This window comes from Pasteurella canis, from assembly GCF_900454865.1.
Taxonomy (GTDB): Bacteria; Pseudomonadota; Gammaproteobacteria; order Enterobacterales; family Pasteurellaceae; genus Pasteurella; species Pasteurella canis.
Genome location: NZ_UGTV01000015.1, coordinates 1,389,512 through 1,414,882 on the forward strand (window position 1 = coordinate 1,389,512; position 25,371 = coordinate 1,414,882).

At 35.5% G+C, this 25,371-nt stretch carries 26 protein-coding genes; 5 read left to right on the forward strand and 21 right to left on the reverse strand.

The window, feature by feature from the left end:
* Positions 1-4 precede the first annotated feature (4 nt).
* From DYE19_RS07105 to DYE19_RS07145, 9 genes are all read right to left on the reverse strand, one after another.
* Complete coding sequence (locus tag DYE19_RS07105; RefSeq protein ID WP_115323108.1) at positions 5-1,297, reverse strand: TRAP transporter large permease; 1,293 nt, start codon at positions 1,295-1,297, stop codon at positions 5-7.
* Positions 1,297-1,773: a TRAP transporter small permease gene (locus DYE19_RS07110; RefSeq protein ID WP_115323109.1), complete on the reverse strand. Its 477-nt coding sequence runs from the start codon at positions 1,771-1,773 to the stop codon at positions 1,297-1,299. The genes DYE19_RS07105 and DYE19_RS07110 overlap by 1 nt, the downstream gene beginning before the upstream one ends.
* A 63-nt stretch (positions 1,774-1,836) precedes the next feature.
* Positions 1,837-2,814, reverse strand: a complete 978-nt coding sequence (locus DYE19_RS07115) for a TRAP transporter substrate-binding protein (protein WP_049215373.1) — start codon at positions 2,812-2,814, stop codon at positions 1,837-1,839.
* Positions 2,815-2,860: 46 nt separating this feature from the next.
* A complete protein-coding gene (gene rpiB / locus DYE19_RS07120) occupies positions 2,861-3,316 on the reverse strand; it encodes a ribose 5-phosphate isomerase B (protein ID WP_049215375.1) in 456 nt (151 codons plus the stop codon).
* A 22-nt stretch (positions 3,317-3,338) separates the two neighbouring features.
* Complete coding sequence (locus DYE19_RS07125) at positions 3,339-4,292, reverse strand: sugar-binding transcriptional regulator (protein WP_049215377.1); 954 nt, start codon at positions 4,290-4,292, stop codon at positions 3,339-3,341.
* The gene (locus DYE19_RS07130; RefSeq protein WP_115323110.1) at positions 4,289-5,143 is read right to left on the reverse strand and encodes a sugar phosphate isomerase/epimerase family protein; all 855 of its coding nucleotides are present in this window, start codon (positions 5,141-5,143) and stop codon (positions 4,289-4,291) included. Before DYE19_RS07130 ends, DYE19_RS07125 begins: the two co-directional genes overlap by 4 nt.
* A gap of 178 nt (positions 5,144-5,321) precedes the next feature.
* Positions 5,322-5,948: a dihydroxyacetone kinase subunit DhaL gene (gene dhaL, locus DYE19_RS07135; protein WP_115323111.1), complete on the reverse strand. Its 627-nt coding sequence runs from the start codon at positions 5,946-5,948 to the stop codon at positions 5,322-5,324.
* Between the two features lies 1 nt (position 5,949).
* Positions 5,950-6,954, reverse strand: coding sequence for a dihydroxyacetone kinase subunit DhaK (locus DYE19_RS07140; protein WP_049215382.1), 1,005 nt, complete (start codon positions 6,952-6,954; stop codon positions 5,950-5,952).
* A 20-nt stretch (positions 6,955-6,974) separates the two neighbouring features.
* Entirely contained in the window at positions 6,975-7,988 is a 1,014-nt protein-coding gene (locus DYE19_RS07145) for a 4-hydroxythreonine-4-phosphate dehydrogenase PdxA (protein ID WP_049215384.1), read from the reverse strand.
* Positions 7,989-8,329: 341 nt separating this feature from the next.
* Here DYE19_RS07145 and DYE19_RS07150 point away from each other — a divergent pair, with 341 nt between their 5' ends.
* From DYE19_RS07150 to DYE19_RS07165, 4 genes are all read left to right on the forward strand, one after another.
* Complete coding sequence (locus tag DYE19_RS07150; RefSeq protein ID WP_115323112.1) at positions 8,330-9,319, forward strand: TRAP transporter substrate-binding protein; 990 nt, start codon at positions 8,330-8,332, stop codon at positions 9,317-9,319.
* A gap of 24 nt (positions 9,320-9,343) precedes the next feature.
* Positions 9,344-9,904: a TRAP transporter small permease gene (locus tag DYE19_RS07155; RefSeq protein ID WP_115323113.1), complete on the forward strand. Its 561-nt coding sequence runs from the start codon at positions 9,344-9,346 to the stop codon at positions 9,902-9,904.
* Complete coding sequence (locus tag DYE19_RS07160) at positions 9,901-11,181, forward strand: TRAP transporter large permease (RefSeq protein WP_049215390.1); 1,281 nt, start codon at positions 9,901-9,903, stop codon at positions 11,179-11,181. Before DYE19_RS07155 ends, DYE19_RS07160 begins: the two co-directional genes overlap by 4 nt.
* A 252-nt stretch (positions 11,182-11,433) precedes the next feature.
* Complete coding sequence (locus tag DYE19_RS07165; protein ID WP_115323114.1) at positions 11,434-11,856, forward strand: DUF417 family protein; 423 nt, start codon at positions 11,434-11,436, stop codon at positions 11,854-11,856.
* Between the two features lie 67 nt (positions 11,857-11,923).
* On the opposite strand, the gene lipA is transcribed toward DYE19_RS07165, so the two are convergent.
* The 10 genes from lipA to rhlB form a co-directional block, all read right to left on the reverse strand.
* A complete protein-coding gene (gene lipA, locus DYE19_RS07170; RefSeq protein ID WP_049215394.1) occupies positions 11,924-12,886 on the reverse strand; it encodes a lipoyl synthase in 963 nt (320 codons plus the stop codon).
* 77 nt (positions 12,887-12,963) lie between these two features.
* Positions 12,964-13,620: a lipoyl(octanoyl) transferase LipB gene (lipB, locus tag DYE19_RS07175; protein WP_115323115.1), complete on the reverse strand. Its 657-nt coding sequence runs from the start codon at positions 13,618-13,620 to the stop codon at positions 12,964-12,966.
* A 6-nt stretch (positions 13,621-13,626) separates the two neighbouring features.
* Positions 13,627-13,923, reverse strand: a complete 297-nt coding sequence (ybeD, locus tag DYE19_RS07180) for a DUF493 family protein YbeD (protein WP_049215397.1) — start codon at positions 13,921-13,923, stop codon at positions 13,627-13,629.
* Between the two features lie 107 nt (positions 13,924-14,030).
* Positions 14,031-15,215, reverse strand: a complete 1,185-nt coding sequence (locus DYE19_RS07185) for a serine hydrolase (protein WP_115323116.1) — start codon at positions 15,213-15,215, stop codon at positions 14,031-14,033.
* A gap of 22 nt (positions 15,216-15,237) precedes the next feature.
* On the reverse strand, positions 15,238-16,116 hold the full coding sequence (locus DYE19_RS07190; RefSeq protein WP_174694536.1) for a septal ring lytic transglycosylase RlpA family protein: 879 nt from the start codon (positions 16,114-16,116) through the stop codon (positions 15,238-15,240).
* Between the two features lie 50 nt (positions 16,117-16,166).
* Positions 16,167-17,282, reverse strand: coding sequence for a rod shape-determining protein RodA (gene rodA / locus DYE19_RS07195; RefSeq protein WP_115323118.1), 1,116 nt, complete (start codon positions 17,280-17,282; stop codon positions 16,167-16,169).
* Positions 17,282-19,210, reverse strand: a complete 1,929-nt coding sequence (gene mrdA / locus DYE19_RS07200) for a penicillin-binding protein 2 (protein WP_115323119.1) — start codon at positions 19,208-19,210, stop codon at positions 17,282-17,284. Before mrdA ends, rodA begins: the two co-directional genes overlap by 1 nt.
* Before the next feature lie 15 nt (positions 19,211-19,225).
* The gene (gene rlmH, locus DYE19_RS07205) at positions 19,226-19,693 is read right to left on the reverse strand and encodes a 23S rRNA (pseudouridine(1915)-N(3))-methyltransferase RlmH (RefSeq protein ID WP_049215407.1); all 468 of its coding nucleotides are present in this window, start codon (positions 19,691-19,693) and stop codon (positions 19,226-19,228) included.
* 3 nt (positions 19,694-19,696) lie between these two features.
* Entirely contained in the window at positions 19,697-20,008 is a 312-nt protein-coding gene (gene rsfS / locus DYE19_RS07210) for a ribosome silencing factor (RefSeq protein ID WP_115323120.1), read from the reverse strand.
* A 20-nt stretch (positions 20,009-20,028) separates the two neighbouring features.
* Complete coding sequence (rhlB, locus tag DYE19_RS07215) at positions 20,029-21,297, reverse strand: ATP-dependent RNA helicase RhlB (protein ID WP_115323121.1); 1,269 nt, start codon at positions 21,295-21,297, stop codon at positions 20,029-20,031.
* Between the two features lie 212 nt (positions 21,298-21,509).
* Between rhlB and rho the strand changes: the two genes are divergently transcribed.
* Entirely contained in the window at positions 21,510-22,772 is a 1,263-nt protein-coding gene (gene rho, locus DYE19_RS07220; protein ID WP_049215412.1) for a transcription termination factor Rho, read from the forward strand.
* A 51-nt stretch (positions 22,773-22,823) separates the two neighbouring features.
* Here rho and DYE19_RS07225 read toward each other — a convergent pair whose 3' ends face one another.
* Positions 22,824-23,744 carry a DUF2167 domain-containing protein gene (locus tag DYE19_RS07225; protein ID WP_115323122.1) on the reverse strand — a complete coding sequence of 307 codons (921 nt, stop codon included), beginning with the start codon at positions 23,742-23,744 and terminating at the stop codon, positions 22,824-22,826.
* Between the two features lie 100 nt (positions 23,745-23,844).
* On the reverse strand, positions 23,845-25,182 hold the full coding sequence (locus DYE19_RS07230; protein ID WP_115323123.1) for an anaerobic C4-dicarboxylate transporter: 1,338 nt from the start codon (positions 25,180-25,182) through the stop codon (positions 23,845-23,847).
* Positions 25,183-25,371: the final 189 nt, after the last annotated feature.

Consider the following 25,371-nt stretch of genomic DNA (forward strand, 5'->3'; position numbering starts at 1 on the left):
CTCCTTATTTAAATAGTAAATCTGGTAAGAAGGTACTAAACTCAGGTACCAAAATTAATAATACAAGTAAGCCTAACAATGATAATAAGAACGGAATACTTTCTTTTAATACTTTCATTGGCTCACATTCAGCAATATTAGCAGACAGGAAAATCAAATAGCCTACTGGTGGCGTGACTAAACCAATCATTAAATTCAAAATAATCACAAGACCAAAATGAACTGGCGCAATGCCAAATTGATTGACAATTGGCATAAAAACAGGAACAAGTATAGTAAGCGCTGCGGTTGGATCCATGATCATACCAATAAAGAGAACAATGATATTAATTAAGATCAATGCTTCTAATGGACTATCACAGACAGAAGATACCCAATGAGCAACTTGATGACTAATTTGCAGACGCGCTATCATCCAAGCAAAAATAGAAGATGCACCCACAATTAACATAACAGTAATCGTCCCTTTCAGAGAAGAAATAAAGGCTTTTTTAAGGCGCTCAAGATTTAGCTCTTTATAAACAAAAGTGCCAATTAAATAGGCATAAATAACTGATACAGCCCCAGCCTCAGTCGCAGTAAAAATCCCAGAAATTATCCCATAGAGGATGATGATTGGACAAAGTAACGCCCAAATCGCATCTTTTGCACTTTCTTTTACTTCTTTGAGGCTAAATTCAACAGCTTGATTACCATATCCTTTCAATTTAGAAATAATAAAAGTAATTAATATTAATGTGAGTGCTATCATTAACCCTGGAATAATGCCTGACATAAACATTTTTCCAACTGAAACACCAGCACCCGCTAATGCTGCAAAAACAATCATAGGAACGCTAGGTGGAATAATAGGACCTATAATTGAAGCTGATTGAGTCAATGCTGCTGAGAATGGCGCTGGATAGCCCCTTTTTTTCATTTCAGGGATAAGAGAACTACCAATAGCTGCTGTTGATGCTACTGCTGAACCACTTATTGATCCAAAAAACAAACTAGAAAAAATATTGATATAAGCGAGAGATCCTTTCCAACGCCCGATGATTGACGTTACAAAACGAATAATACGATTAGTTATTCCCCCAACACTCATTAGCTCTCCAGCAAGGAAGAAAAAAGCAAGGGCTTGTAAGGCATTAGTATCCAATCCTTGCATCACTTGTTGTGCAACAATAGTAACGGGAATATTCGGCAAGAAATAAAATAAAGTAACAATTGAAGCGAAAATAATGCTATAAAATAAAGGTAGACCTAAAACAGTTAATAAAAACATTGTGCCTAATAAAATGATGAATGACATTATAAATCCCTCACTTTTTTAGTTTGAACTAATGCTATTGAAGCCAATATGATTCTAATTACTTCTAAAGATAAACAAATAATAAATGGCACATACACCCAAGAAATAGAAATTTTAAATGCGGAGTAATAGCTATTCATATTCATTGTATAAAGTTTTATGCCACCTTTGATAAGTAAGAAAAGGCAAATTAACATAATACAGTAAAGCAACGATGATAATATCCAACCGTATTTAAACTTTTCAAAAATCATGATTCTTAATAATGGCACTTGAATTTGAGTTGTAGTCAAAATACCAAATATAATCATATAGGTATAACAAAAACGCAAAAATTCCTCAGCCCAAGGGAAGGATATATTGACAACATATCGAGTAATAACTTGTACAAAAGTCATTACAACAAGTACGGCAAAAAATATACATCCTAAAGAAAGGAAAGTGTTATTTATAAATTTATTATAACGCTCAATCATAATTCCCTCTCAAATATTAAAATGGCTAGTATTAATCTATTAAACACTAGCCATTTAACTATATTATTTGGTTTCAACGGTTTTATTAATTAATTTATCGCCAAATTTTTTCGCGTAATCATTCCATGCTTTCTTTGCCCCTTCTTGGAAAGAAGTGGTATCTGGTGAATATTCAATCTCCATCCCTTGCTCTTTCAATTTACCAAGATAAACCTTGTTTTCCTCTATATTTAATGCTTTTTCTAATTCTGCCCCCTCTTTTGCCACTTGCAATAAGATTTGTTGAGCTTCCTTATCTAATGAATTAAATGTATCTAAATTCATTGTCATAGGCGCTGCAGTATAGGCATGATGTGTAAGAGAAAGGTACTTTTGTACTTCTTGTAAATTATTGTTATAAATATGGTGAACTGGGTTTTCTTGTCCATCAATTACGCCTGTTTTTAAAGAGAAATAAACCTCATTAAATGGCATTGGCGTTGGATTAACTCCCCATTCTTTAAATGCAGAAATATGCGCTGGGTTAGGAGTGGTTCTTAATTTTAAATGAGATAAGTCAGTCACTGTTTTTATTGCTCGTTTATTATTCGTGATATCTCTAAAACCAACCTCATAAAAAGCTAAGCCTTTAAGACCCACTTTTTCAAAAGAAGCAAGTAAATGATCTCCAACTTCACTCGCTAATACTTTTTCTACATGCGCCTCATCTCTAAATAAAAATGGTAGGTCTAATAAGTTTAATTCTTCATTAAATGTTGTATAGTAAGGATTTCCAACGACAACAATATCAATAGTTCCCATACGAACACCATCAATTTGAGCCCCAGAATTTCCCAACTCACTATTAGGATGTAATTTTATTGTGATACGCCCATTCGATAATTCATGAGCTCTTTTTGCCATCAACTCTGTTGCTTTAGTTACTGTATCACTCGGTGAACCATAATGGCTTAATGCAAATGTGTAATTACCTGCTGCAATGGCTGTGCCAGAAAATGCAGTTAAAATGATTGCAGAAGAAATAAAGTTTAGTTTTTTCATAAGTTACACCCTATCGTTAAAATAAAGACAGATTAGATTCTGATATCTACGCAGAACGATGATATTTAGAATCTATTTCGTTAATTTGAGCAACTTTAGGTGCTGAACCACCTCCTGCAAAGTCACACTCCAACCACCTTTTTAGCAATGCTTTAGCTAACTCAACGCCTATAACACGTTCACCAAAACAAATAATCTGGGCATCATTACTTTTTCTTGCTCTTTCTGCTGAAAAAATATCATGACAAACAGCCGCACGAATACCAGGGATTTTATTTGCAGTAATACACATACCAATACCCGTTCCGCAAGTTAAGATGCCTCGATCATATTCACCTTTAGCAACTGCGACTGCTACTTTTTCAGCTACATTTGGATACAATGTTGTATCGCCAGCTCCCGCACCAAAATCATCACATTCAATGCCTAACGAATTTAAAAATTGAATTAATTCAATTTTTAAATTATAAGCTGCATCATCACAGCCAATCGCTATTTTCATTTTTGAGCTCCTTATCAATGTTTCAACTTTTAGTTAAACTTAAAATGGTATTAATATTACTCGCTGTAGTCGCAATAATATTGATGATCCCTGTTCTTAGTGCACCTAAAATCGCTGTTGCTTTTGTATTTTCAGATGCAATACCTATCACACAAGGTATATTTCTTAAATCTTCAAGGCTTAACCCTATTACTCTATTATTCATGACCGTGTCAGCTGGCTCACCTTGGAAATTAAAAAAACCATAGCCTGCAATTTCTCCGACCACACCTAAATTCATACGTGCCATCGTAATTTCCTGAGGAGTAAACCAACCTAGCTGTACCATATAACTATTCTCATTCATGTCGCCGATGCCTACTAAAGCAATATCCGCTTTACGAGCTTTATCAAGCGTTTCTTTTATTACTCCATTTTGCAAAAATATTTCTCTAAATTCTGGTTTTTCTAAATATGCAGGAGAATATAATGTTTCGTTTGTACCATTAAATTTACGCGCCAGATTACGGCAAATATGGTCCGCATCGATTGGTGAACCAATACGGTGCGTACCACCAATACCACAGATAAACTTACAATTTCGTTCTGGAAGAACACCAATATACTCCCCAACAGCTGCAACATTTCTGCCTTGCCCTACAGCAACTGTCATACCATCTCTTAAAGTACTCGCTAAATAAGCGTTCACTAATGCTGCAACTTGCTTACGCTGCTCTAATTCATTTTGAGTATCAATCGCAATTAATGCTCGTTGAATACCAAACTCGTCAATTAAACGCTGTTCTAATTTTGAAGTAAATATTGGATGATATTTCACATTAATATCGACAATACCTTCTTGTCGGGCTTTTTTTAACAAACGTCCTATTTTAACGCGAGATATATTAAATTTATTGGCAATCTCTTCTTGCGTTAATTCATGTTCATAATAAGATATAGCTATTTCTGTTAATAAATCCATTTCTTCTTCGTTCATTTTAAATCCGTTCCTTTTATCGCATTATCAATATATTCTCTTGATTTAACTAAAACATTCTCTATTAAGTCTAAAGAAACACGCTCTTCTTTCTTTACTGGCGTTGAATCTAATTCTCTATATATTCGAAGAGGAATTTCTAAACTACATGGTATATTTTCTTTCATTATTTCATTAATAATTGGTAAATAATTAATACTACCCTCACCAATCGTGACAAAATTAAACTTATCATCTTTACATGCAACATCTTTGATATGAAAATAACGACAATAATCTATCGATTTTATCGCCTGAGAAAGAATATCCAGATCAGGCTGATAGGTTGCCATATTCCCTGGATCAAAATTTAGTGCGTAACGTTCGAACCCTAAAATATTAAGTAACGCGATACCATCGTCTAAAGTTGTAAAAGCATTAAAATTATAATCACCTGCATTTTCTAAACATAATATACAATCAAACTCATCTAATAACGGTTTAAGTGAAATAAGATTTTCAATTAATTTTTCTTTATTCATTAATTTAGTAGTACAAACGTTTATATATTTCACACCAATTAAATTAGCAAATCTCAAACGAGGCAGAAAAATTGAATATAAACCTTCTGTAGATAAATCCATTGTACAACCTAAAGCAAGCGTATCTAATTTATATTTTTCTTTTAAAGAATTAATATAATTAGCATTTTCAATAGTAAATAAACTATCATTTAAATTACTCACATAACCTTGGTTGTATGCCAATTCAAAAAAATCAAAACCACATTTTTTAATTGAAGAAAAAGCAACATCTAAATCATAGCCATCATAAATAGAGGTATTTACTGCTAATTTAATTTTGTTATTCATCATTTACTCCAATTAAAATAAAGATAATTTCCACATAGTATAAAACTAGTAAATTTATTTATATAATCTGTATCTTAAGTTTAGCCGTAATAAAGAGTGAAATGACAATAAGTAAGCTTTTATTTTTTAAACATTACTCCAGTCATTTACCACTCTTTAATTAGCTGGATTTTAAAACTTATTGATTCACAAACTCAGCCATATATTTAATAATTAATGACATAGACACCGCGCCAGGATCGACATAGCCTAATGATCGCTCACCTAAACTTTTTGCTCGTCCAAAAACGGCAACTTGATTACGTGTACTTTCTGCACCATCTTCTGCTGCTTTTGCGACACTTAATAGCGCTTTGTTTAACTCCTCATTACTTACTTTTTCAGCTTGTTTCTCTGCTGCAACAAGTGCATCAACCATCGTTTTATCTCCAGGTTTAGCACCACCTCGAGTAAATACTGCACTTGAACCTGCTGCAAGAAATCTTGCTAAAACAGATGCATTAAATTCATTTTCACCTGCAATCGCCTTACCTCCAGCACGAAACAATGTACCGAAAATCGCACCAGACGCACCGCCCATACTCGACATCATCTTTGTTCCTGCTGTTAAAAATAAATCACCAATATCTTTTGGCTCAAAACTCTCTGATTGTAAAAGATCTCTTACTGCAGTAAATCCACGTAACATACCTAAACCATGATCACCATCACCAATTTTGAGGTCAAGTTCAGTCAAAGTAGGCTCACTCGCCATCATTTTTTCAGCGGTATATAACAATAATGCTTTTGTTTCAATTACATTCATCTTATTTTCTCCAAGCAAAGCCATCACAAGGTAAGTCATATAACTTTTGTAGTTCATCATCTAAGCGGAAAAGTGTTACAGAATATCCTGACATTTCTTGAGAAGTACAAAACGAACCAATTAAAGTGTCATAGACTTGGATACCACGTTTTTCTAGTTCCTGATGTACTTTTCGATTTGAGATAAGTAACTCAGTATAAGTTGCTGCACCTAGATTATTTATCGTCACACAAACTCTGTCTCCAGCTTGAAGTCCAATATCAGCACAAATGCGTTCAACAATTTCTTGGTTAATTTCATCCGCACTTGTTAACTTTTGTCTTCTCACGCCAGTTTCACCATGGATACCCATTCCTAGTTCTAACTCATCATCTGCAAGCTCAAAGTTGAATTTACCTGTCTGAGGGATAGAGCAAGCCGCTAAGGCAACCCCCATCGTACGGGTATTAAAATTTGCTTTATTAGTGACTTTATGGAGTGCATCAAGATCATAGCCTGCTTGTACTGCGGCACCTGCAATTTTTAATACATACATATCTCCTGCAACACCTCGACGTTCAGACATTCTCTCAATAGGTGCAGCAGAAATATCATCTGTTACTCGTACTGTTTTAACTGCAATTCCCTCTTCTTCTAATAATTCTGCGGCAATATCAAAATTCATATTATCACCAGCATAATTACCATAAACAAAAAGTACACCTTGACCTTTTTGGGCTGCTTTAGTGGTTTCGATAATAATATCAGGAGACGGTGAGGCAAAAATTTCGCCTAGTGCAGCAGCATCAGCTAATCCTTTTCCAACAAAACCAGCAAACATAGGTTCATGACCACTTCCGCCGCCAGTAACAACAACAACTTGTTGTTCAGCAATATCCTTACGCACTACACCGCTATACCCATCTACTTTAGATAATTTTCCACCACAAGCATATAAGAGCCCTTCCAATTGCTCTGCAGGAACATCATTTGGATGATTTAGTAATTTTTTAGGTTTTCTTGCCATTTCTATGCCCTCAACAAGGATTACTTTTTATTTAAAACACCTGTTCCCATTCGAACTGCAATATTAAACGCAGCCTCGAATGCAGTTGGGATTGCAATATTTTTGCCATGTAGATCAAATGCAGTACCATGATTAGCTGTCGTGATAGGAATTGGAATACCACCTTGAACTGTCACACCACGCTCAAAACCTAAAATTTTAAGTGCAGTAGAAAATTGATCATGATACATCGATACTACACCATTAATCTTTAAGCGTTCTACTTCACGCATCGTAGTATCACTTGGGAATGGACCATAAACATCAATACCAGCTTGGCGTGCTTTTTCCATACCTGGCTGAATAATAGTCATTTCTTCATCACCAAAAACACCACCTTCGCCACCATGTGGATTTAATGCTTGAACAGCAATTTTTGGATTTTCGACTCCCGCTTGAACCAAAGAACGATATAACAAGTGAATACAATCAAATACGGCTTTAACAGATAAATTAGGTACAATATCTTTGAATGGGATATGGGAGGTCACTCGAGCAGCCCAAATATCATCGACAACATTTAATTCACAAACAAAATCATTAAAATCTGTTTGCTCCGCAAACCAGTGTAATTCATCACGATAACGTAAGCCCCCTTTATGCATAGCTTGTTTATTCAGAGGTGCAAAACAAATCGCTTGTACATATCCCATTTTGGCTAAATTCAACGCAATCTTAAGTGTTTCTAAAATATAGACACCACTTTGTTCAGTTGCTTTTCCATACTCAAAAGGTAAGGGATGAGAAGATTTATGAGAGATTAAAACTGGAACACCCGCTTTAAACTCATATTGACCTAAATTATTAAATGTCACTTCTTCATAAATAAATCGTTCTTGAGCAATTTCCATTCCTTTCTCTAATTCATCTTTATCTGCAACCAAGACTATATTAGCTTTTTCTCTAACATTTTCTTTAGCTAATAGTTTAGCGACTAATTCTGGTCCAATACCTGCTGGATCACCTAGAGTCAATGCTACTGTAGATTTTGTCATGCTTAATTCTCCTAAATATATATAAAACGCTCAAAAGAACATTAACTTAACTTTTGTTAAATGTATTAAAACAAAATTTTTCTATTTTTGATGTGATATTTATCACATATTTGAATTTAAATAGAAAAAATTTTTAAAAAATTCTATATCTATTGCTAATTAAAAATTAATGAGCCAAAAACGTGAATAAGATCACATAATCAAAATTACACAGATTGAACAAATGAATAACCTTGGTTATATTGAAGTACATTCAATATATTTAAAGCGCTTTTTTACAACGAGGATTCATTTGGTTTTATCCTTCGATAAACACAAAACGACTAATGGAGACTGTAATTATGAGAACATCATTATTAAAAAAAGCAGCAATCACTGCATCTTTAGCCATATTACTCACAAATAGTTCTTTAGCTAAAGACCTTGTTGTATCAACAACAGCAAGTCTAGGCTCTCTTCAGTATGACACAACAAAATATTTTGTTGATGTCACAAATCAAAAGCTTTCAGAAGCAAAACTAGATTATCAATTAAATTTTTTTGGCTCTGGTCAACTCGGAAATGATAAAGATACACAACAGAAACTTAAATTAGGCACAATTGATATCGCTCTTCTTTCATCAACACTAGCAACTAATATTCCTCAAATGGCTATTTTTGAGTTACCTTTTTTGATCACAAATCGTCAACAGCTGAGTAAAATCGAGGAACATGTTTTTTATCCTCTAGTCGCGCCTGAAGTTGAAAAAAAAGGATATAAAATCATTGGTCTATGGGAGAATGGTTTTAGAAGTATCACTAATAATCATCATCCAATTAACCATCCAGAAGATTTAAAAGGGTTAAAAATTCGTACACCAAGTAGTTCTTGGCGATTAAAAATGTTTAAAACATGGGGAGCCAATCCAACCCCAATCCCATTTGGTGATGTATTTATTGGCTTAAGAACAGGTGTTATTGACGGTCAAGAAAACCCACTGACTAATATTTATGCAGCAAAATTACAAGAGGTACAACAGTATTTGAGTATCACTAATCATGTCTATTCACCCGCTTATCTTACTGTAGGCAAAAACTCATACAAAAAGTTACCAGAAAACGTTCAGAAAATTATCGAAGCTGGTGCAAAAGAGGCCCAAACATGGGGATATGCTGAAGCTGAAAAACGTGAAAAAGAATTAGAAAAGAAATTGGCTGACAGCGGTATGAAGATTAATAGTGCCAATATTCAAGCATTCATTGATGCAAGCCAACCTATCTATGATGAATTCATTTCTGAAGTGCCAAATGGAAAAGAATTATTAGATAAGATTAAGGATGCCATCAAATAAAATTGCCATTAGGAGTATATTCTTATGGAGACATTATTTAATTTGACAAAAAGAATCCTAACGATTATTTCCGTACTTATTTTAAGTTCATTAACAATAATTATCATCATCTCTATCTTTACTCGATTCCTAGGGAAATCGTTATATTGGTATGATGAAATTTCCGCTATATTGCTTGCTTGGTTGACATTTTATGGAGCAGCCTTAAGTGCTTTAAATCGAAGCCATATGGGATTTGGCAATTTCATTGCTTCATTACCAATAAATACGAAAAAAATTATTTTCTATATTACAGAAATATTCATTATTGGATTCTTTATTTTATTAGCTTGGGCTGGTTTTTATGTTCTTTCTATTTTTGGTGATGAAACCTTAACCAGCCTTGATTTTATTCCATTATCTGTTGCTCAATCAGCGTTACCTATAGGTTGTATCCTCTTTATAATTGCAGAAATTTTATCTATTCCCAAAGCGCTTAGTTCTCTCATCAAGGGAAAAACTCAAGATGATGAAGAAATAGAACAAGCACTCAAAGAAGTTGATAATAATGAAGATATTAAAATGGCAAGGGAGAAACTACAATGATTGCATTCTTAGTTCTGATCGGTCTTGTTCTACTTGTTATGATCAACGTACCAATTGCAGTCGCTATCGGTATCGTCTCATTAATCGGTATGTTAATCACTAATAGCTTTGATTCTATCTATAATGTAGCATTATCTATTTTTGATGGGGCCTCAAACTTCTCATTACTTGCTATTCCATTATTTATTCTTGCAGGTGCATTAATGAATACAGGTGGGATTTCAGTCAGATTAATCAATTTTGTTAACGCACTGATAGGCTTCGTTAGAGGTGGGCTAGCAATGGTTAATGTAGGTGTATCCATGATTTTTGCTGAAATCTCAGGCTCTTCTGTTGCAGATGTCGCTGCTCTTGGTTCTATACTGATACCAGCAATGAAAAAAAGAGGTTATAAGTCAACATTTTCTGCTGCTGTTACCTCTTCTTCTGCATCCCTAGCGGTGATCATTCCGCCATCTTTACCTATGATTATTTATGGTGCTATGGCTGATGTATCAATTTCTAAACTCTTTATTGCTGGTTTAGCATCTGGGGGAATTGCTTCTTTAGGTATGTTTGCAGTCTGTTACTATTATGCAGTGAAATATAATTTGCCAAGAGAAGAAAACTTTAGTTTACAGAAATTATGTATTGCATTTAAAAATGCATTTTGGGCATTAACTCTCCCTGTACTTATCTTAGGTGGAATTATCTCTGGTTTTACAACAGCTACAGAAGCTGCTGGTTTAGCTGTATTGTTAGCCCTCATTATTGGATTTTTCATTTACAAAGAGCTAACAATTCAGTCTGTCTACAAAGCATTAGTAGAAAGCGTAAATGGTACTTCTGTTGTAATGTTACTTGTTGCGACTTCAGCTGTATTAGGTCTATTTCTCACTGAACAAAAAGTACCGCAACAAATGGCATCCGCTATTTTAAATATATCGGATAATAAATATATCGTTTTAATGATGTTAAATGTCATGTTATTTATTATTGGTATGTTTTTACATGGTGCAGCTGCAATCATACTAGTTGTCCCAATTGTTATGCCACTTATTACACAATTAGGCATAGATCCAATTCATTTTGGTATTATTTTAACGCTCAATATTGCAGTGGGTCAGCAGACACCGCCTGTTGCTAGTGTATTAATTACTGCCTCATCTATCGCGAAAAAAGATATTTGGAGTGTAACTAAAGATAACGTTTGGTTTATTATTGTACTACTCACTTCTCTTATGATGGTAACTTATATTCCAGCACTCACAACTGGTGTAGTAAATTTATTGTATTAGTCTTCATAGTTCATCAATAATAAACAGAATACGGTAAGTCACCCCTTACCGTATTTCCATTTTAGCTATTAAAAATTCACTTAATTTTATTCTACGACACACTGTTTATTTTATTCACTTAAACTAAAAAACCCTGCAAATTTAACTAGTTAAGTTACCACTAATATTCTCAAGAAAATATTATGTAAGACGAATTATATTTCTTCGTCTAATCATTACAATTTGACTTCATAGATTATTAAAGGAGGAGAAATGCAGATATGGCGCCAGAAATTCCAACAATCAGAGATTGATATCGTGGTACTGCGTCTAAGCGTAATTATTCTATTTTTTGTCTTTGGTAACACAAAATGGTTTGAGTTCGAAGTTGAAGGGCTAAAACCTATTATTGCAAATAGCTGGTTAACTTTCTTATATGACCTATTAGGGTTTCATAACACAAGCTATGTATTAGGCGTAGTCGAAACAATTGCTTATGTGAGTTTAGCAGTAGGCTTTAGTCGACCTAAAATTGGCTTACTAGGTAGTTTCTTAGTTTTTGCTACTGCTATTGTCACAGTCAGTTTATTACCGCAACTTGGTTTTAATGGCTTTATTTTCAAAGATATTTTATTAATCGGCATGGCATTAGTACTATTTAAATATGATTTAAATCGTGCTTATCCAATCCAATAATTTTTGCAAATCACTACCAATAAAAAATGGAAAGTATTCTTTACTTTCCATTTTTATTGTCACTAAATCACTTCACTATTTCGCCTTTAGCCTGTAGATCAGCATGGTAAGATGAGCGTACAAATGGACCACAAGCAGCATGTTCAAAGCCCATCGCTTGTGCTTTATCCCGAAATTCATCAAACTCTGCTGGTGGAACATAACGTGCAACAGGTAGATGGTGACGGCTAGGTTGTAAGTATTGTCCCAAAGTTAACATCGTCACTCCATTTTTACGTAGATCTTGCATCACTTCTACAATTTCTTCATTTGTTTCTCCCAAGCCAACCATTAACCCTGATTTTGTTGGAATATGTGGAAACATCGCTTTAAAGTCATGTAATAGCTTTAATGACCATTCATAATCTGCACCAGGTCTAATTTCTCGGTATAAACGTGGCACATTCTCTAAATTATGGTTGAAGACATCTGGCGGATTATCTTTCAATTTATCTAATGCTTGTTCAATTCTACCTCGAAAATCAGGCACTAAAATTTCGATTTTAATATCTGGATTTAGTTGACGAATTTCTTTCACACATTCAGCAAAGTGACCAGCCCCACGATCAGGCAAATCATCACGATCCACAGAGGTAATCACAACATAACGTAACTTCATATCTTGTATAGTTTCCGCTAATTTACGTGGTTCTTCAGGATCTGGTGGTAACGGTTTGCCATGTGCTACATCACAAAATGGGCAACGGCGAGTACAAATCGCGCCTAAAATCATAAAAGTTGCTGTACCATGATTAAAACACTCATGCAGATTTGGACAAGACGCTTCTTCACAGACAGAGTGTAATCCATGGCGACGCATACCATTTTTAATACTATTAATTTTTTCCGAATTTGCTGGCAATTTAATTTTCATCCATTCAGGCTTTTTTAATAGTTCTTGATTAGGATCGATATTCTTTACTGGGATAATGGACGTTTTAGCTGCATCACGGTATTTTACGCCACGTTCCATTTTAAAAGGTGTGCCCATTTGACTTCCTTACTCTAATCACGCAATCTGAAAAAGTGCGGTCAGTTTTTCGCAAAATTTCAAATTTTGTTGAGATGTTAAAATTTTGTTGCATTATATCCTAATAATTGGGCAAAGTGTGTAACTAATTTTGGTGCAACTTGTTCACAAGTTGCTTCAGCTGGTTGAATAAAATCGGCTAGTTGGCACATTTCCAGTCCTACATAACCACAAGGATTAATGAAATGAAAAGGTGATAAATCCATATTGATATTCAGCGCTAACCCATGAAAGGAACAACCTTTACGAATGCGTAAACCAAGCGAGCAGATTTTCTTTTCATCAATATAAACACCTGGTGCATCGGCTTTCGCATAAGCCCTAATCCCATAATCTGCTAAGGTTTGAACTACAGTCTGCTCAAGTGTAGTCACTAATTGACGCACATTCAAATCATGACCTAATGCTTTTTGGCGCTTAATATCAATTAATACATACATGACTTGCTGGCCCAAACCATGATAAGTAATTTGCCCACCTCGATCCGATTGTATAACAGGGATAGTCGTTTGCTGGAGAAGATGCTCTGCTTTCCCCGCCTGCCCTTGCGTAAAAACTGACGGATGTTCAACTAACCATATTTCATCTGGTGTATCTATATCGCGCTCATCAGTAAACTTTTGCATCTTATACCAAACATCTTGGTAATCCTGTACCCCTAGTTGACGAACGACAAGTTCTGTTTGTTTTATCATGCGTGATTATAAGACCATTCTGACGCCATCAATCTTAGCAAGCTCTTCGTACAATGTTTCTACTTGCTCAATATTCTCTGCCACTATATCAATAGAGACTGAATTATAAGTCCCCTTACTACTGATTTGCTGACGGGGATTATAATCTCCCTTCGCGTATTTTTGCACCATTGCGACTACGTCATCAACTAAATCACTACGATTATTTCCAACGACTTTAAATGTGAATGCGCATGGAAATTCTAAAAGATCTTTAAGTTTTGCTTGCGGAAGATCATTTAACTGTATTGTTTTGTCTGTCATTTCAATATCCTAAAACTAACCAGAAAGTGACCGCACTTTTAAGCGTCCCAGCGAAAGTGCGGTTAGAAAAATATTCAATTTATTTATAAAATCGGGACAATATCATATTAATCAAACAGGCTTTTTACTGTTAAAACTAACCAATCCCAAGCATTACCAAATATGCCACCCTCTTGCACATCTTGCATAACCTGCAAATCAACTTTTGCGACATCTTTACCATCAAGCTGATATATGACTTGGCCCACAACTTGTCCTTTAGCTAAAGGCGCTTTTAAATATTTTGAATGTAACTCATAACGTGCTTTTAAATCTGTTTGTCTACCTTTTGGAATTGTAATAAAAGCATCCTGTAACATTCCTAATACTACATTACTCTCACCACCATAGTACACAGTCTGTTCAGAAACAGCTTTACCTGCTTCAAGTGTTTTAAAGGTTTCAAAATTAGCAAATCCCCACTGTAAAAGCTTTTTAGTTTCAACCTCACGACCTTTAATCGTCGGAACGCCCATTACTACAGAAATTAAACGCATGTTATTACCATTCACTGCTGAAGTAACTAAGTTATAACCTGCTTTATCGGTATGACCTGTTTTAATACCATCAACTTGTAAAGTTTTATCCCAAAGTAAACCATTACGATTACTTTGTTTAATTTTATTGAAAGTAAAGTCTTTCTCAGCATAAATTTGGTATTCTTCTGGTAAATCACGAATTAAATGTGCACCTATCAAAGCCATATCTCGTGCTGAAGAATATTGGTTATCATCATCTAAACCATGCACTGTCGTAAAATGAGTGTTTTTTAAACCAAATTGAGTAACATACTTATTCATTACATTAACGAATGCAGGAACAGAACCCGCAACATGTTCCGCAATCGCTACTGAAGCATCATTACCTGACACAATAATGACACCACGGTTTAAATCTGAAACAGAAACTTGCTGATTTAAATTTAAAAACATTTTTGAAGAGCCTGGAAAATTTTTGCCCCATGCACTTTCACCAATAGTCACTATATCTGTATTATTAATTTTGCCTTGTTTTAATGCATCGCCAACAACATAACTTGTCATCATTTTAGTTAAAGAAGCGGGATATTGACGTTGATCTGGATTTAATGAGGCAAGAACAGCACCAGAGTTATAGTCCATTAAAATAAATGTCTGTGCGTTTAATTGTGGTGCGGCAATGCCATAATTAATCTCTTGTGCAATAACATTTGATGCAATAAATAAACTTGCAATAAATGCAACTTGTGTGTTTTTTACAACTGTCTTAAACATACTGTCAGTGTCCTGATTTAAGTTAATCACTAAATGTATATACAATTAGTGGTTTGGAATAATTGAGTTTTCTCAATTGTGTTTTTAATTCATCAACTTGTGACTTCTCACTAAAAGGTCCAAAATAAATATCAAATTTTGCCTCATTTGGCATAATTTCTAATTTTAAGTCATCACGTCCAAGACGTGCTATCAAAGATTCTGCTTGCTGCTTGGAATCAAAATTAAGGACACGAATTTTATATGTCGTTATATGCGCTACAGATTTTTTTGTCGACGTAGTTTTATCTACTATTGGTTCACTAATCGCAGTGCCAATCGAATCCATCTCTAAACGAGCTAGTATAGCTTGATTTTTAGCTAACTTAGTTAAACTACTCGTTGCTGGACCACTAATTTTACCTTGTCTATCGACAGCGAACATTTCAACTCGTACTTTACTTATCCCGCTACCAACAATCCCAATTTCTCTTGCAGCTGCACGTGATAAATCAATAATTCTGCCTTTAACAAAAGGTCCTCTATCATTTATACGAACGATTACTTTACGGTTATTACGTAAATTTGTCACTAAAACATACGAATTTATTGGCAATGTTTTATGTGCTGCGGTATATAAATTTTCATTGTAAATTTCACCATTTGATGTTTTTCGACCATGAAATTTTCGGTGGTAAAAGCTAGCGACCCCTTCTCTTGAATAAGATTTGGCTTCATTCGTTGTTTGAGTACGGTAGCCAACACCTTTTATCCAATAAGAATAAGATTTCATTTCAGGTTGTTGATAAGTTAAGTTTGGTCCTTGTAAACCAAATAATTGCCTAGCTGTTTCTGCATTCACATTCAACGCAAGTAGCGCAGCAAAAAGTGCGGTCAATATTCGAAAAATTTGTTGTTTCATCATAAGTTAATTCTGTTATTTTTTAATCATAATCTAAGATGGTCAAAATGCTAATTAGTTCCCTTGAGAAAATGTTCCTTATGTGTATGAATTGACATAATCAAACCAAAGCCAGCCATCAATGTGACAAATGAAGTGCCTCCATAACTAAATAAAGGTAAGGGCACACCAACGACGGGTAAAATACCACTTACCATACCAATATTCACAAAAACATAAATGAAAAAAATAAGTGTAATCGCTCCTACTAGAATCCGCCCAAATGCACTTTGTGCATTTAGCCCAATGATTAATCCTCTACCTACGATAAACAAATAGATTGCCATTAACACCAGAAAACCAATCATGCCATATTCCTCACTTAATACAGCAAAAATGAAATCTGTATGCGGTTCAGGTAGAAATTCAAGCTGAGATTGTGTCCCTTCCATCCAACCTTTACCACTCAAACCACCTGATCCGATTGCAATTTTAGATTGCAAGATATGGAAACCCGCACCTAAAGGGTCTTTCTCTGGATCAAATAATGTCAATACACGTGTACGTTGATAATCATGCATAAGATAAAACCACATAATTGGAATAAATGCAGCCAATCCTACAAGGGCGACTAAGATTAGCCACCAGCTCATGCCTGCTAAAAAAACCACAAATAATCCTGATGCACTCACTAAAATCGAGGTGCCTAGGTCAGGCTGAATCGCCACAAGTAAAGTCGGAACTAAAATCAACATTAATGCAATAAATGTATGGCTTAATTTGGGAGGAAGATGACGTTTGCCTAAATAGACCGCCACCATTAATGGTACAGCTAACTTAACAATTTCAGAGGGCTGGAAACGAAATAGCCCTAAGTCTAACCAACGCTGTGCACCTTTACTTGTAGTCCCTATCGCATCAACCAAAATTAACAAAACAATGCCAATAACAAATAATAAGGGAGCAATACGTTGATAAAATTTTGGGGGAAATTGTGCCATAATCAACATTACAGCAAACCCTAAGCAAACTTGAATCAAGCGATTACGGAACATCGCTTCATTACCACCAGAGGCACTATATAAAACTAATAAACCATAGCCAGTAATTGCAATAAGTCCCACTAACAACCATAGATCAATATGTAACTTACGCCATAGTGAAAGCCAAATATTTTTTTCGCGCATTATTCAGTGTCCTCTGATTCAGTTTGTGGCGTAGCGGATAACTGATTCATTTGTGGTAGACGTTGATTGAGATAATAGTCCATAATTTGTCGTACAACAGGCGCTGCGACACTTGAACCTCCCCCTGCATTCTCTAAAATAATTGCCACTACTATTTTAGGGTCTTCATAAGGTGCATAAGCAGTAAACCATGCATGGTCATGTAATTCTTTTTTTAATCCACTTGCATCATAAGTTTGATTTTCTTTTAAGCTAAAAACTTGTGCTGTCCCCGATTTCCCTGCTACACGATAATTGGTGCCAACAAAGGCTTTACGCCCTGTCCCATGTGCCGCATTAACAACATTATACATACCACGTTTAGCCGCCTCCCAATAAGCAGCCTTAGGCTCTGTAATATCTTCATATAATAAAGGATCTCGATAAAATTCAACCGCACTTCCTTCAATACTTCTCATCAAATGAGGCGTATGCACTTTGCCGTTATTAATCAAAATACTTGTTGCTTTTGCAACTTGTAATGGTGTTGCAATCCAATAACCTTGACCAATGCCAACTGAAATCGTATCTCCTTGAACCCAAGGTCTTTTGTGTCGTTTTTGCTTCCATTCACGATCTGGCATAATACCTGCTGTTTCTTCTTGAATATCAATGCCTGTAGGCATGCCAAAGCCAAAACGTTTCATCCAGTCAGATAAACGGTCAATTCCCATATTATAGGCAGTTTGATAAAAATAAGTATCTGAAGACTCGACTATTGCCTTGTTTAAATCCGTATGACCATGCCCAGTTTTTTTCCAATCACGAAAACGTTTTGTCGTATTTGGTAAAATCCAATAGCCAGGATCAAAAATAGTCATATTCTGTGTAATCACATTTTCATGTAACGCTGCAACACCAATAAAAGGCTTAACGGTTGATGCTGGCGGATAAGCACCTTGCGTTACACGACTATATAAAGGTCGATTAGGGTCATTTAATAAACGTTTATAATCCACGCTTGAAATGCCACCAACAAACAAATTATTGTCATAGCTTGGCGTAGAAACCATCGCTAAAATACTATTATCTTTAGGATCAAGCACAACAACAGCACCTTTTTGATTACCTAATAAATCGGTAATATAACGTTGTAGCTCTAAATCAATCGTCAAATGAATACTTTTCCCTGCAATAGCAGGTTGTTCACGTAATTTACGAATCACTTTACCGCGGTTATTCACTTCAACTTCTTCAAAACCTGTCGTACCATGTAATTGCGATTCATAATAACGTTCAATACCTAGTTTACCAATATCATGTGTACCTGCATAATTAGTATACTTACCCTCTGTTTTTAAACGCTCTACATCTTTATCGTTAATTTTCGCAACGTAGCCCAAAATATGCGTTAAAGGCTCACCATACAAATAATGCCGTTTGAAATAAGGTTTGATTTCTAAACTAGTAAAACGGTACTGATTTACTGAAAATCGCGCAATTTGCTCTTCTGTTAAATGAGGTTTCAATAAAATCGATGTATAACGAGAGGAACGACGACGCTCTTTTTTGAATGATTCAATGTCTTCTTCAGTCAATCCAACTAATGCCTTCAGCTCATCAAAAGTGCGGTCTAAATTTTCCACTTTTTCAGGCACAATATATAAGCCAAAGAAGGTCAGATTTTCGGCTAAAAGTTTACCATAGCGATCGTAAATCAGTCCGCGAGTAGGAGGCAAAGGTAATAATTTAATCCGATTACCATTTGAACGAGTTTGATAACTTTCATAATTCACAATCTGTAAATGATACAAATTCGTAGTCAAAATTGCGGATAAAACTAATACAAAGATAAAAGAGATTAATGCTCGACGCGCAAAAAGATTGCGTTCTGATTTATTATCTCGAATAAGATCTTGTTGTTGTGACAGCAATTTTTTCAACTTCATAGCAGAGTCAATGAATTATTCACGATGATAAGGATGATTCGTCGTCAAAGACCAAGCTCGATATAAACTTTCTGCCACGACAATACGAACCAATGGATGTGGTAACGTTAAAGGTGATAATGACCAACTTTGTTCAGCAGCCGCTTTACATTCTGGTGAAAGTCCTTCTGGTCCACCAATTAATAAGCATACATCACGTCCATCATTTTTCCATGCTTCAAGCTGGGTGGCTAACTGCTCAGTGTTCCAAGCTTTACCTGGAATATCTAGAGTCACAATCCGACTTTTACCACAAGCCGCTAACATCGCCTTACCTTCTTGCTCCAAAATACGCTTAATATCTGCATTTTTACCACGTTTGCCCGCTGTAATTTCAATCAGCTCAAATGGCATATCTTTGGGAAAACGCCGCTGGTATTCTTCAAACCCTTGAGCGACCCAAGCAGGCATTTTTGTTCCAACAGCAATCAGTTGAATTTTCACAACCTAGCCCCACAGTTTTTCAAGTTGATAGATTTCTCGACTATCTGATTGCATAATATGGACAATAGTTTGCCCCAAATCGACAACAATCCAATCTGCTGTATCTAAGCCTTCATCAGCAAAAGTTTCAAAACCAGCACGTTTACATTCTGTAATTAAATTTTGTGCTAAAGAAGACACATGGCGACTTGATGAACCAGTACAAATCACCATGTCATCAGTTATCGGTGATTTGCCTCGTACATCAAGATGTAGAATATCAATTGCTTTTAAAGCATCTAATTTATTAATAATAAAATCAGTTAATGTATTCAAACTCATATCCTTTAATGTACTTATTTAAAATGCCGCTTTAGATGGCGTTTATTTGACGAACTTACCGTATTTTTATTCGCTGAATAACTACTACGCTTCGCTCTATAGGGCTTTGGCAATGTTAAGAGTGCATTCACGTCATATTGGCTGACAGGAATACTATGTGCAATATATTCCTCAATTGCAGGTAAATTCATTGCATACTCTTCACAAGCAAAACTGATTGAGACACCACTTTCACCAGCACGCCCCGTGCGTCCAATACGATGTACATAGTCTTCACGATCATCAGGTAAATCATAATTAAAGACATGTGTGACATCTGCAATATGCAAGCCTCGAGCAGCCACATCTGTAGCAACCAAAATATCTAATTGCCCATCTGTAAATTGTTTTAATAATGAAAGACGTTTTTTCTGTGCTACATCACCTGTTAATAATCCGACACGATGACCATCTGCAACTAAATAACGCCAGATGTCTTCACAACGATATTTTGTATTGGCAAAGATAATACAACGCTCAGGCCATTCTTCCTCTAATAGTGTCAACAACAACGCCATTTTGTCTTGATTAGAGGGATAAAATAGCTCTTCTTTAATGCGATGACCCGTTTTCTGTAATGGTTCTATTTCTATGTATTCTGGATCATTCATGTCCTCAAACGCTAGCTCACGTACTTTATAAGATAATGTAGCTGAAAATAACATGGTTAAGCGCTGCTGTGGCGGAGGACATTTACGTAACAAATAACGAATATCTTTAATAAACCCCAGATCAAACATACGATCTGCTTCATCTAACACTACTACTTGAATTTGGTCTAAACGAATAATGCCTTGCTTGACATAATCAATCACTCGCCCAGTTGTGCCTATTAAAATATCAACACCTTTTTCAATCGCTTTTAATTGCTTATCATAACCATCACCGCCATAAGCTAATGCTGTTTTTAGTCCTGTTGCTTGAGCTAATAATTCAGCATCATTATTAATTTGAACAGCTAATTCACGCGTGGGAGCTAAAATTAATGCTCGAGGCTGAGAGAAAGACGTGTCAGATATTTCATGCTCTAATAAATGATGAAAAGTGGCAGTTAAAAATGCCATCGTTTTCCCTGTTCCTGTTTGCGCCTGACCCGCAACATCTTTTCCAGACAAACTAATAGGCAAAGAAAGTGCTTGAATTGGCGTACAATAATCAAAGCCTTTCTCCTGTAATGCATTCAAAACTTTATGATTTAAAGGTAAATCAACAAAACGAAGTTGTGTTAAATAATTATTTTGCATAAAAAATAAGAAATCTCTTAAAAAAATTGTGCTAAGAATAGCACGAACTAGAAAAATCCCCAAAAATTGACCGCACTTTTTCAATTATTTTCACAAAACCTCGCCCTAAAACTAGACAGTAACGGGTTTTAGTGATAATTTACGCACATTCTAAAAATCACATATTCATTCATTTATTCTTTTTATCAAATCAATAACAACCCTCAAATATTATGCATCTTACAGAACTTAAAAATAAACCTGTTTCTGAACTCGTCGAACTCGGCGAAGGACAAATGGGCTTAGAGAATTTAGCGCGTTTACGCAAACAAGATATTGTTTTTGCTATCTTAAAACAACATGCCAAAAGTGGGGAAGACATCTTTGGTGGTGGCGTATTGGAAATTTTACCAGATGGTTTCGGCTTTTTACGCTCAGCAGACAGTTCATACCTTGCTGGACCAGATGATATCTATGTATCACCAAGCCAAATCCGCCGTTTTAACTTACAAACAGGCGATAAAATTGAAGGTAAAATTCGCCCGCCAAAAGAAGGTGAGCGTTATTTTGCTTTATTAAAAGTCGATCAAGTAAATGACGATAGACCTGAAGTCTCACGTAGCAAAATTTTATTCGAAAACTTAACACCATTACATGCAAATTCTCGCCTAAAAATGGAGAGAGGAAATGGCTCAACAGAAGACTTAACTGCACGTATCTTAGATTTAGCCTCCCCAATTGGTAAAGGTCAGCGTGGTCTTATCGTTGCACCACCAAAAGCAGGTAAAACTATGTTACTGCAAAATATCGCACAAAGCATTACTCACAACTACCCAGAATGTGAGCTTATTGTGCTTTTAATTGACGAACGTCCTGAAGAAGTAACCGAAATGCAACGTTCAGTAAAAGGTGAAGTAATCGCTTCAACTTTTGATGAGCCAGCTACTCGTCATGTGCAAGTCGCTGAAATGGTGATTGAGAAAGCTAAACGCTCAGTTGAGCATAAAAAAGATGTGGTTATTTTATTAGACTCAATTACACGTTTAGCACGAGCATATAATACTGTCACACCCGCATCTGGTAAGATTCTTTCTGGTGGTGTGGATGCGAATGCATTACATCGTCCAAAACGTTTCTTCGGTGCAGCACGTAATGTAGAAGAAGGCGGTAGCTTAACGATTATTGCGACAGCACTAGTAGATACAGGGTCTAAAATGGATGAGGTTATCTTTGAAGAATTCAAAGGTACAGGTAATATGGAATTACATCTATCTCGTAAAATCGCAGAAAAACGAGTTTTCCCAGCCATTGACTTCAACCGTTCAGGTACACGTAAAGAGGATTTACTCACAACGCCTGACGAGCTACAAAAAATGTGGATTCTACGTAAAATTCTTAATCCGATGGGTGAAGTGGAAGCAATGGAATTTCTGATTGATAAACTCATGGTTGCAAAAACAAATGATGAATTCTTTGAGATTATGAAACGCTCATAGTTTTAACGCCTGAATTTTAAAGCCTCAAAAATTAATTTTGAGGCTTTTCTATTACTCAAGTATATCATTGCCATTTAGTTGAACTAACGCTTTCCGCTCTAAAAATCGTTTAAATGCAACAACCGCAAACAATATGCCTCCAATAATAATGATCACGAATATCAAGAGAAACTCCTCTCTCTCCGCAAATCGACCATATGTACCGCTAATTAAAGTAGATATCCCAAACCAAGCAACTTTGTCTTGTTTTGGTATAAAATCCTCATACCCTTCTCCTTCATAAAAATGGATACCTTCAAGCAACTCCTCAGCGATTGCTTTTTCAGCCTCAAATTCTGATTCTCCGCTCAAGAATGATACCTCAATATACCCCCTACGACTAAGTATATAGGTCTTGTAATTAACAATATTGCCAGTCTCTTCTCTTACATTAGGCCCTATTGGTTTCAAATTAATAGCCCAACCTAGATGATGTTTTTTCTCATCATAAACTGGTTTTTTAACCCAACCTAAAGTCTCAATTTCAGGCATTCCTTTTTGGCGACGAATTTCATTTCGTTCTTTATCACCTTTTAGCTGTTTCTCAAACAACGCATCTACATCCCACGTTTTTGCTTCTTTGTCTGAGATATAACCGATATCAGAATAGACGATATCAAAAACCCAAGAAGGATTATCTTTTTTTATCACTACAGCTAAACGGCCTATATTCGAGTGATTACCAATAAGTTCCATGAATTGATCAGCATAAAGCCCTGGTAAAAACAGCATATCACTAGTCAAATTAAAAAAACCACCAGGAAAAGGAAATTTTAATGGTCCTTCTATCCCGCGAAAATGCAGAAGCTCTTCAATTTTGTCTAATTTTTCCTCTGAATCTGCTGTTCCTGCCACAGCCATCGTGTTGACACTGAATATAAGAAAGAAAAGTACAATCAATTTTGTGAAAATTTGTCTTAATGAGCTAAACATACATATTCCTTAAAAATATATAAAGGGAAATAAATAATCAGATGATAGAAAAAATGCGGTCAATTTTTTAAATTAACCGCATTTTTATAAGAAACACTAATTAAATCATGATTTGAGCTAACACATAACCAACACAGCAAGCCGTTACAACACCAATAAGCCCTGGTACCATAAAGCTATGGTTGAAATAATATTTACCTATTTTTGTTGTCCCTGTCACATCAAAGTTCACTGTTGCAATATCTGATGGATAGTTTGGAATAAAGAAATAACCATAAGTAGCAGGCATCAGACCAACTAATAATGCAACAGGCAAACCTAATTCAAGCCCAACTGGTAACATCATCACTGCTGTTGCAGCTTGGCTATTAATCACGACGGACACCGCAAATAATGCAAGTGCAAAAGTCCAAGGGTAATGTCTTACCATAGAAGTAATCCCCTCTCTAAACTCTGGCATTGCAAATTTAAAGTAAGTATCACTCATCCATGCAATACCAAAAATTGCAATAGCAGCTACCATACCTGATTTAAACACTACACCATTTGGTACAATCTGAGGATTTGTTTTTGTCACTAATAAAATAATACCACCAAAACAGAGCATCATCATTTGAATAATAAGTGACATTGAAATTGGTTTGACTTTATCGCCTTCACCGATAGTACGAATGTCAGGGAACATTGCGACAATGACGATAACGACTAGCGCTAACAAGAATAAATAAACAGATTGTTTTGCTGCTGGAGGCAGCTCTTCATTTAATGTTGTACTTGTCGTGTTTAGAATACGATCACGCCAGATTGGATCTTGTAGGCGACGTTGATATTCTGGATCATTTTCTAACTCCTTCCCACGACGCATACTGTATAAAGATAAAGCCAGAGTACCGACTAAAGTCGCTGGGACCGTGACGGAAATAATATCTAATAACGAAACGTGTTCAAAGCCTGGCAGTTCAACAATTTTTCCCAAATAGAAGACAACTGCGGCAGAAAGTGGACTTGACGTAATCGCTAACTGAGATGCAACAGATGCTGCCGCCATTGGACGTTCTGGTCGAATTTTATTTTTTAATGCAACATCACCAATAATTGGCATGATTGAATACACAGAGTGACCTGTTCCAAGCATAAATGTCATTAAATAAGTGACAAGAGGACCAAGTAATGTAATGCGTTTTGGGTTGCTACGTAAAATTCGCTCTGCAACTTGCAGCATGAATTTTAATCCGCCTGCAGCTTCTAAAATAGAAGCACAAGTAACAACAGAAAGAATAATTAACATTACATCAACAGGTGCCTTGCCAACTGGCATACGGAAAATAAAGACCTCGATCACTAATCCGATACCAGAGACTACTCCCAATCCTATACCACCAAAACGGCTACCCACATATAGCATGAGTAATAGGAATAAAAACTCAAAATAAAGCATAGATATACCTCTAAAATGTTACAAAAATATTAGCATCATCATACTTGATTTATATTTGTACACAATCCTTTTCACTTTCTTTTAAAGTGTTTTTTTAAAAAATAAAACAATTATTTGGTTTAAATCAAAAAAGCAAAGTGACGATAAAAAAATAGGAAATTCTTTAAATCAAATTAAGAGGTAATAGTG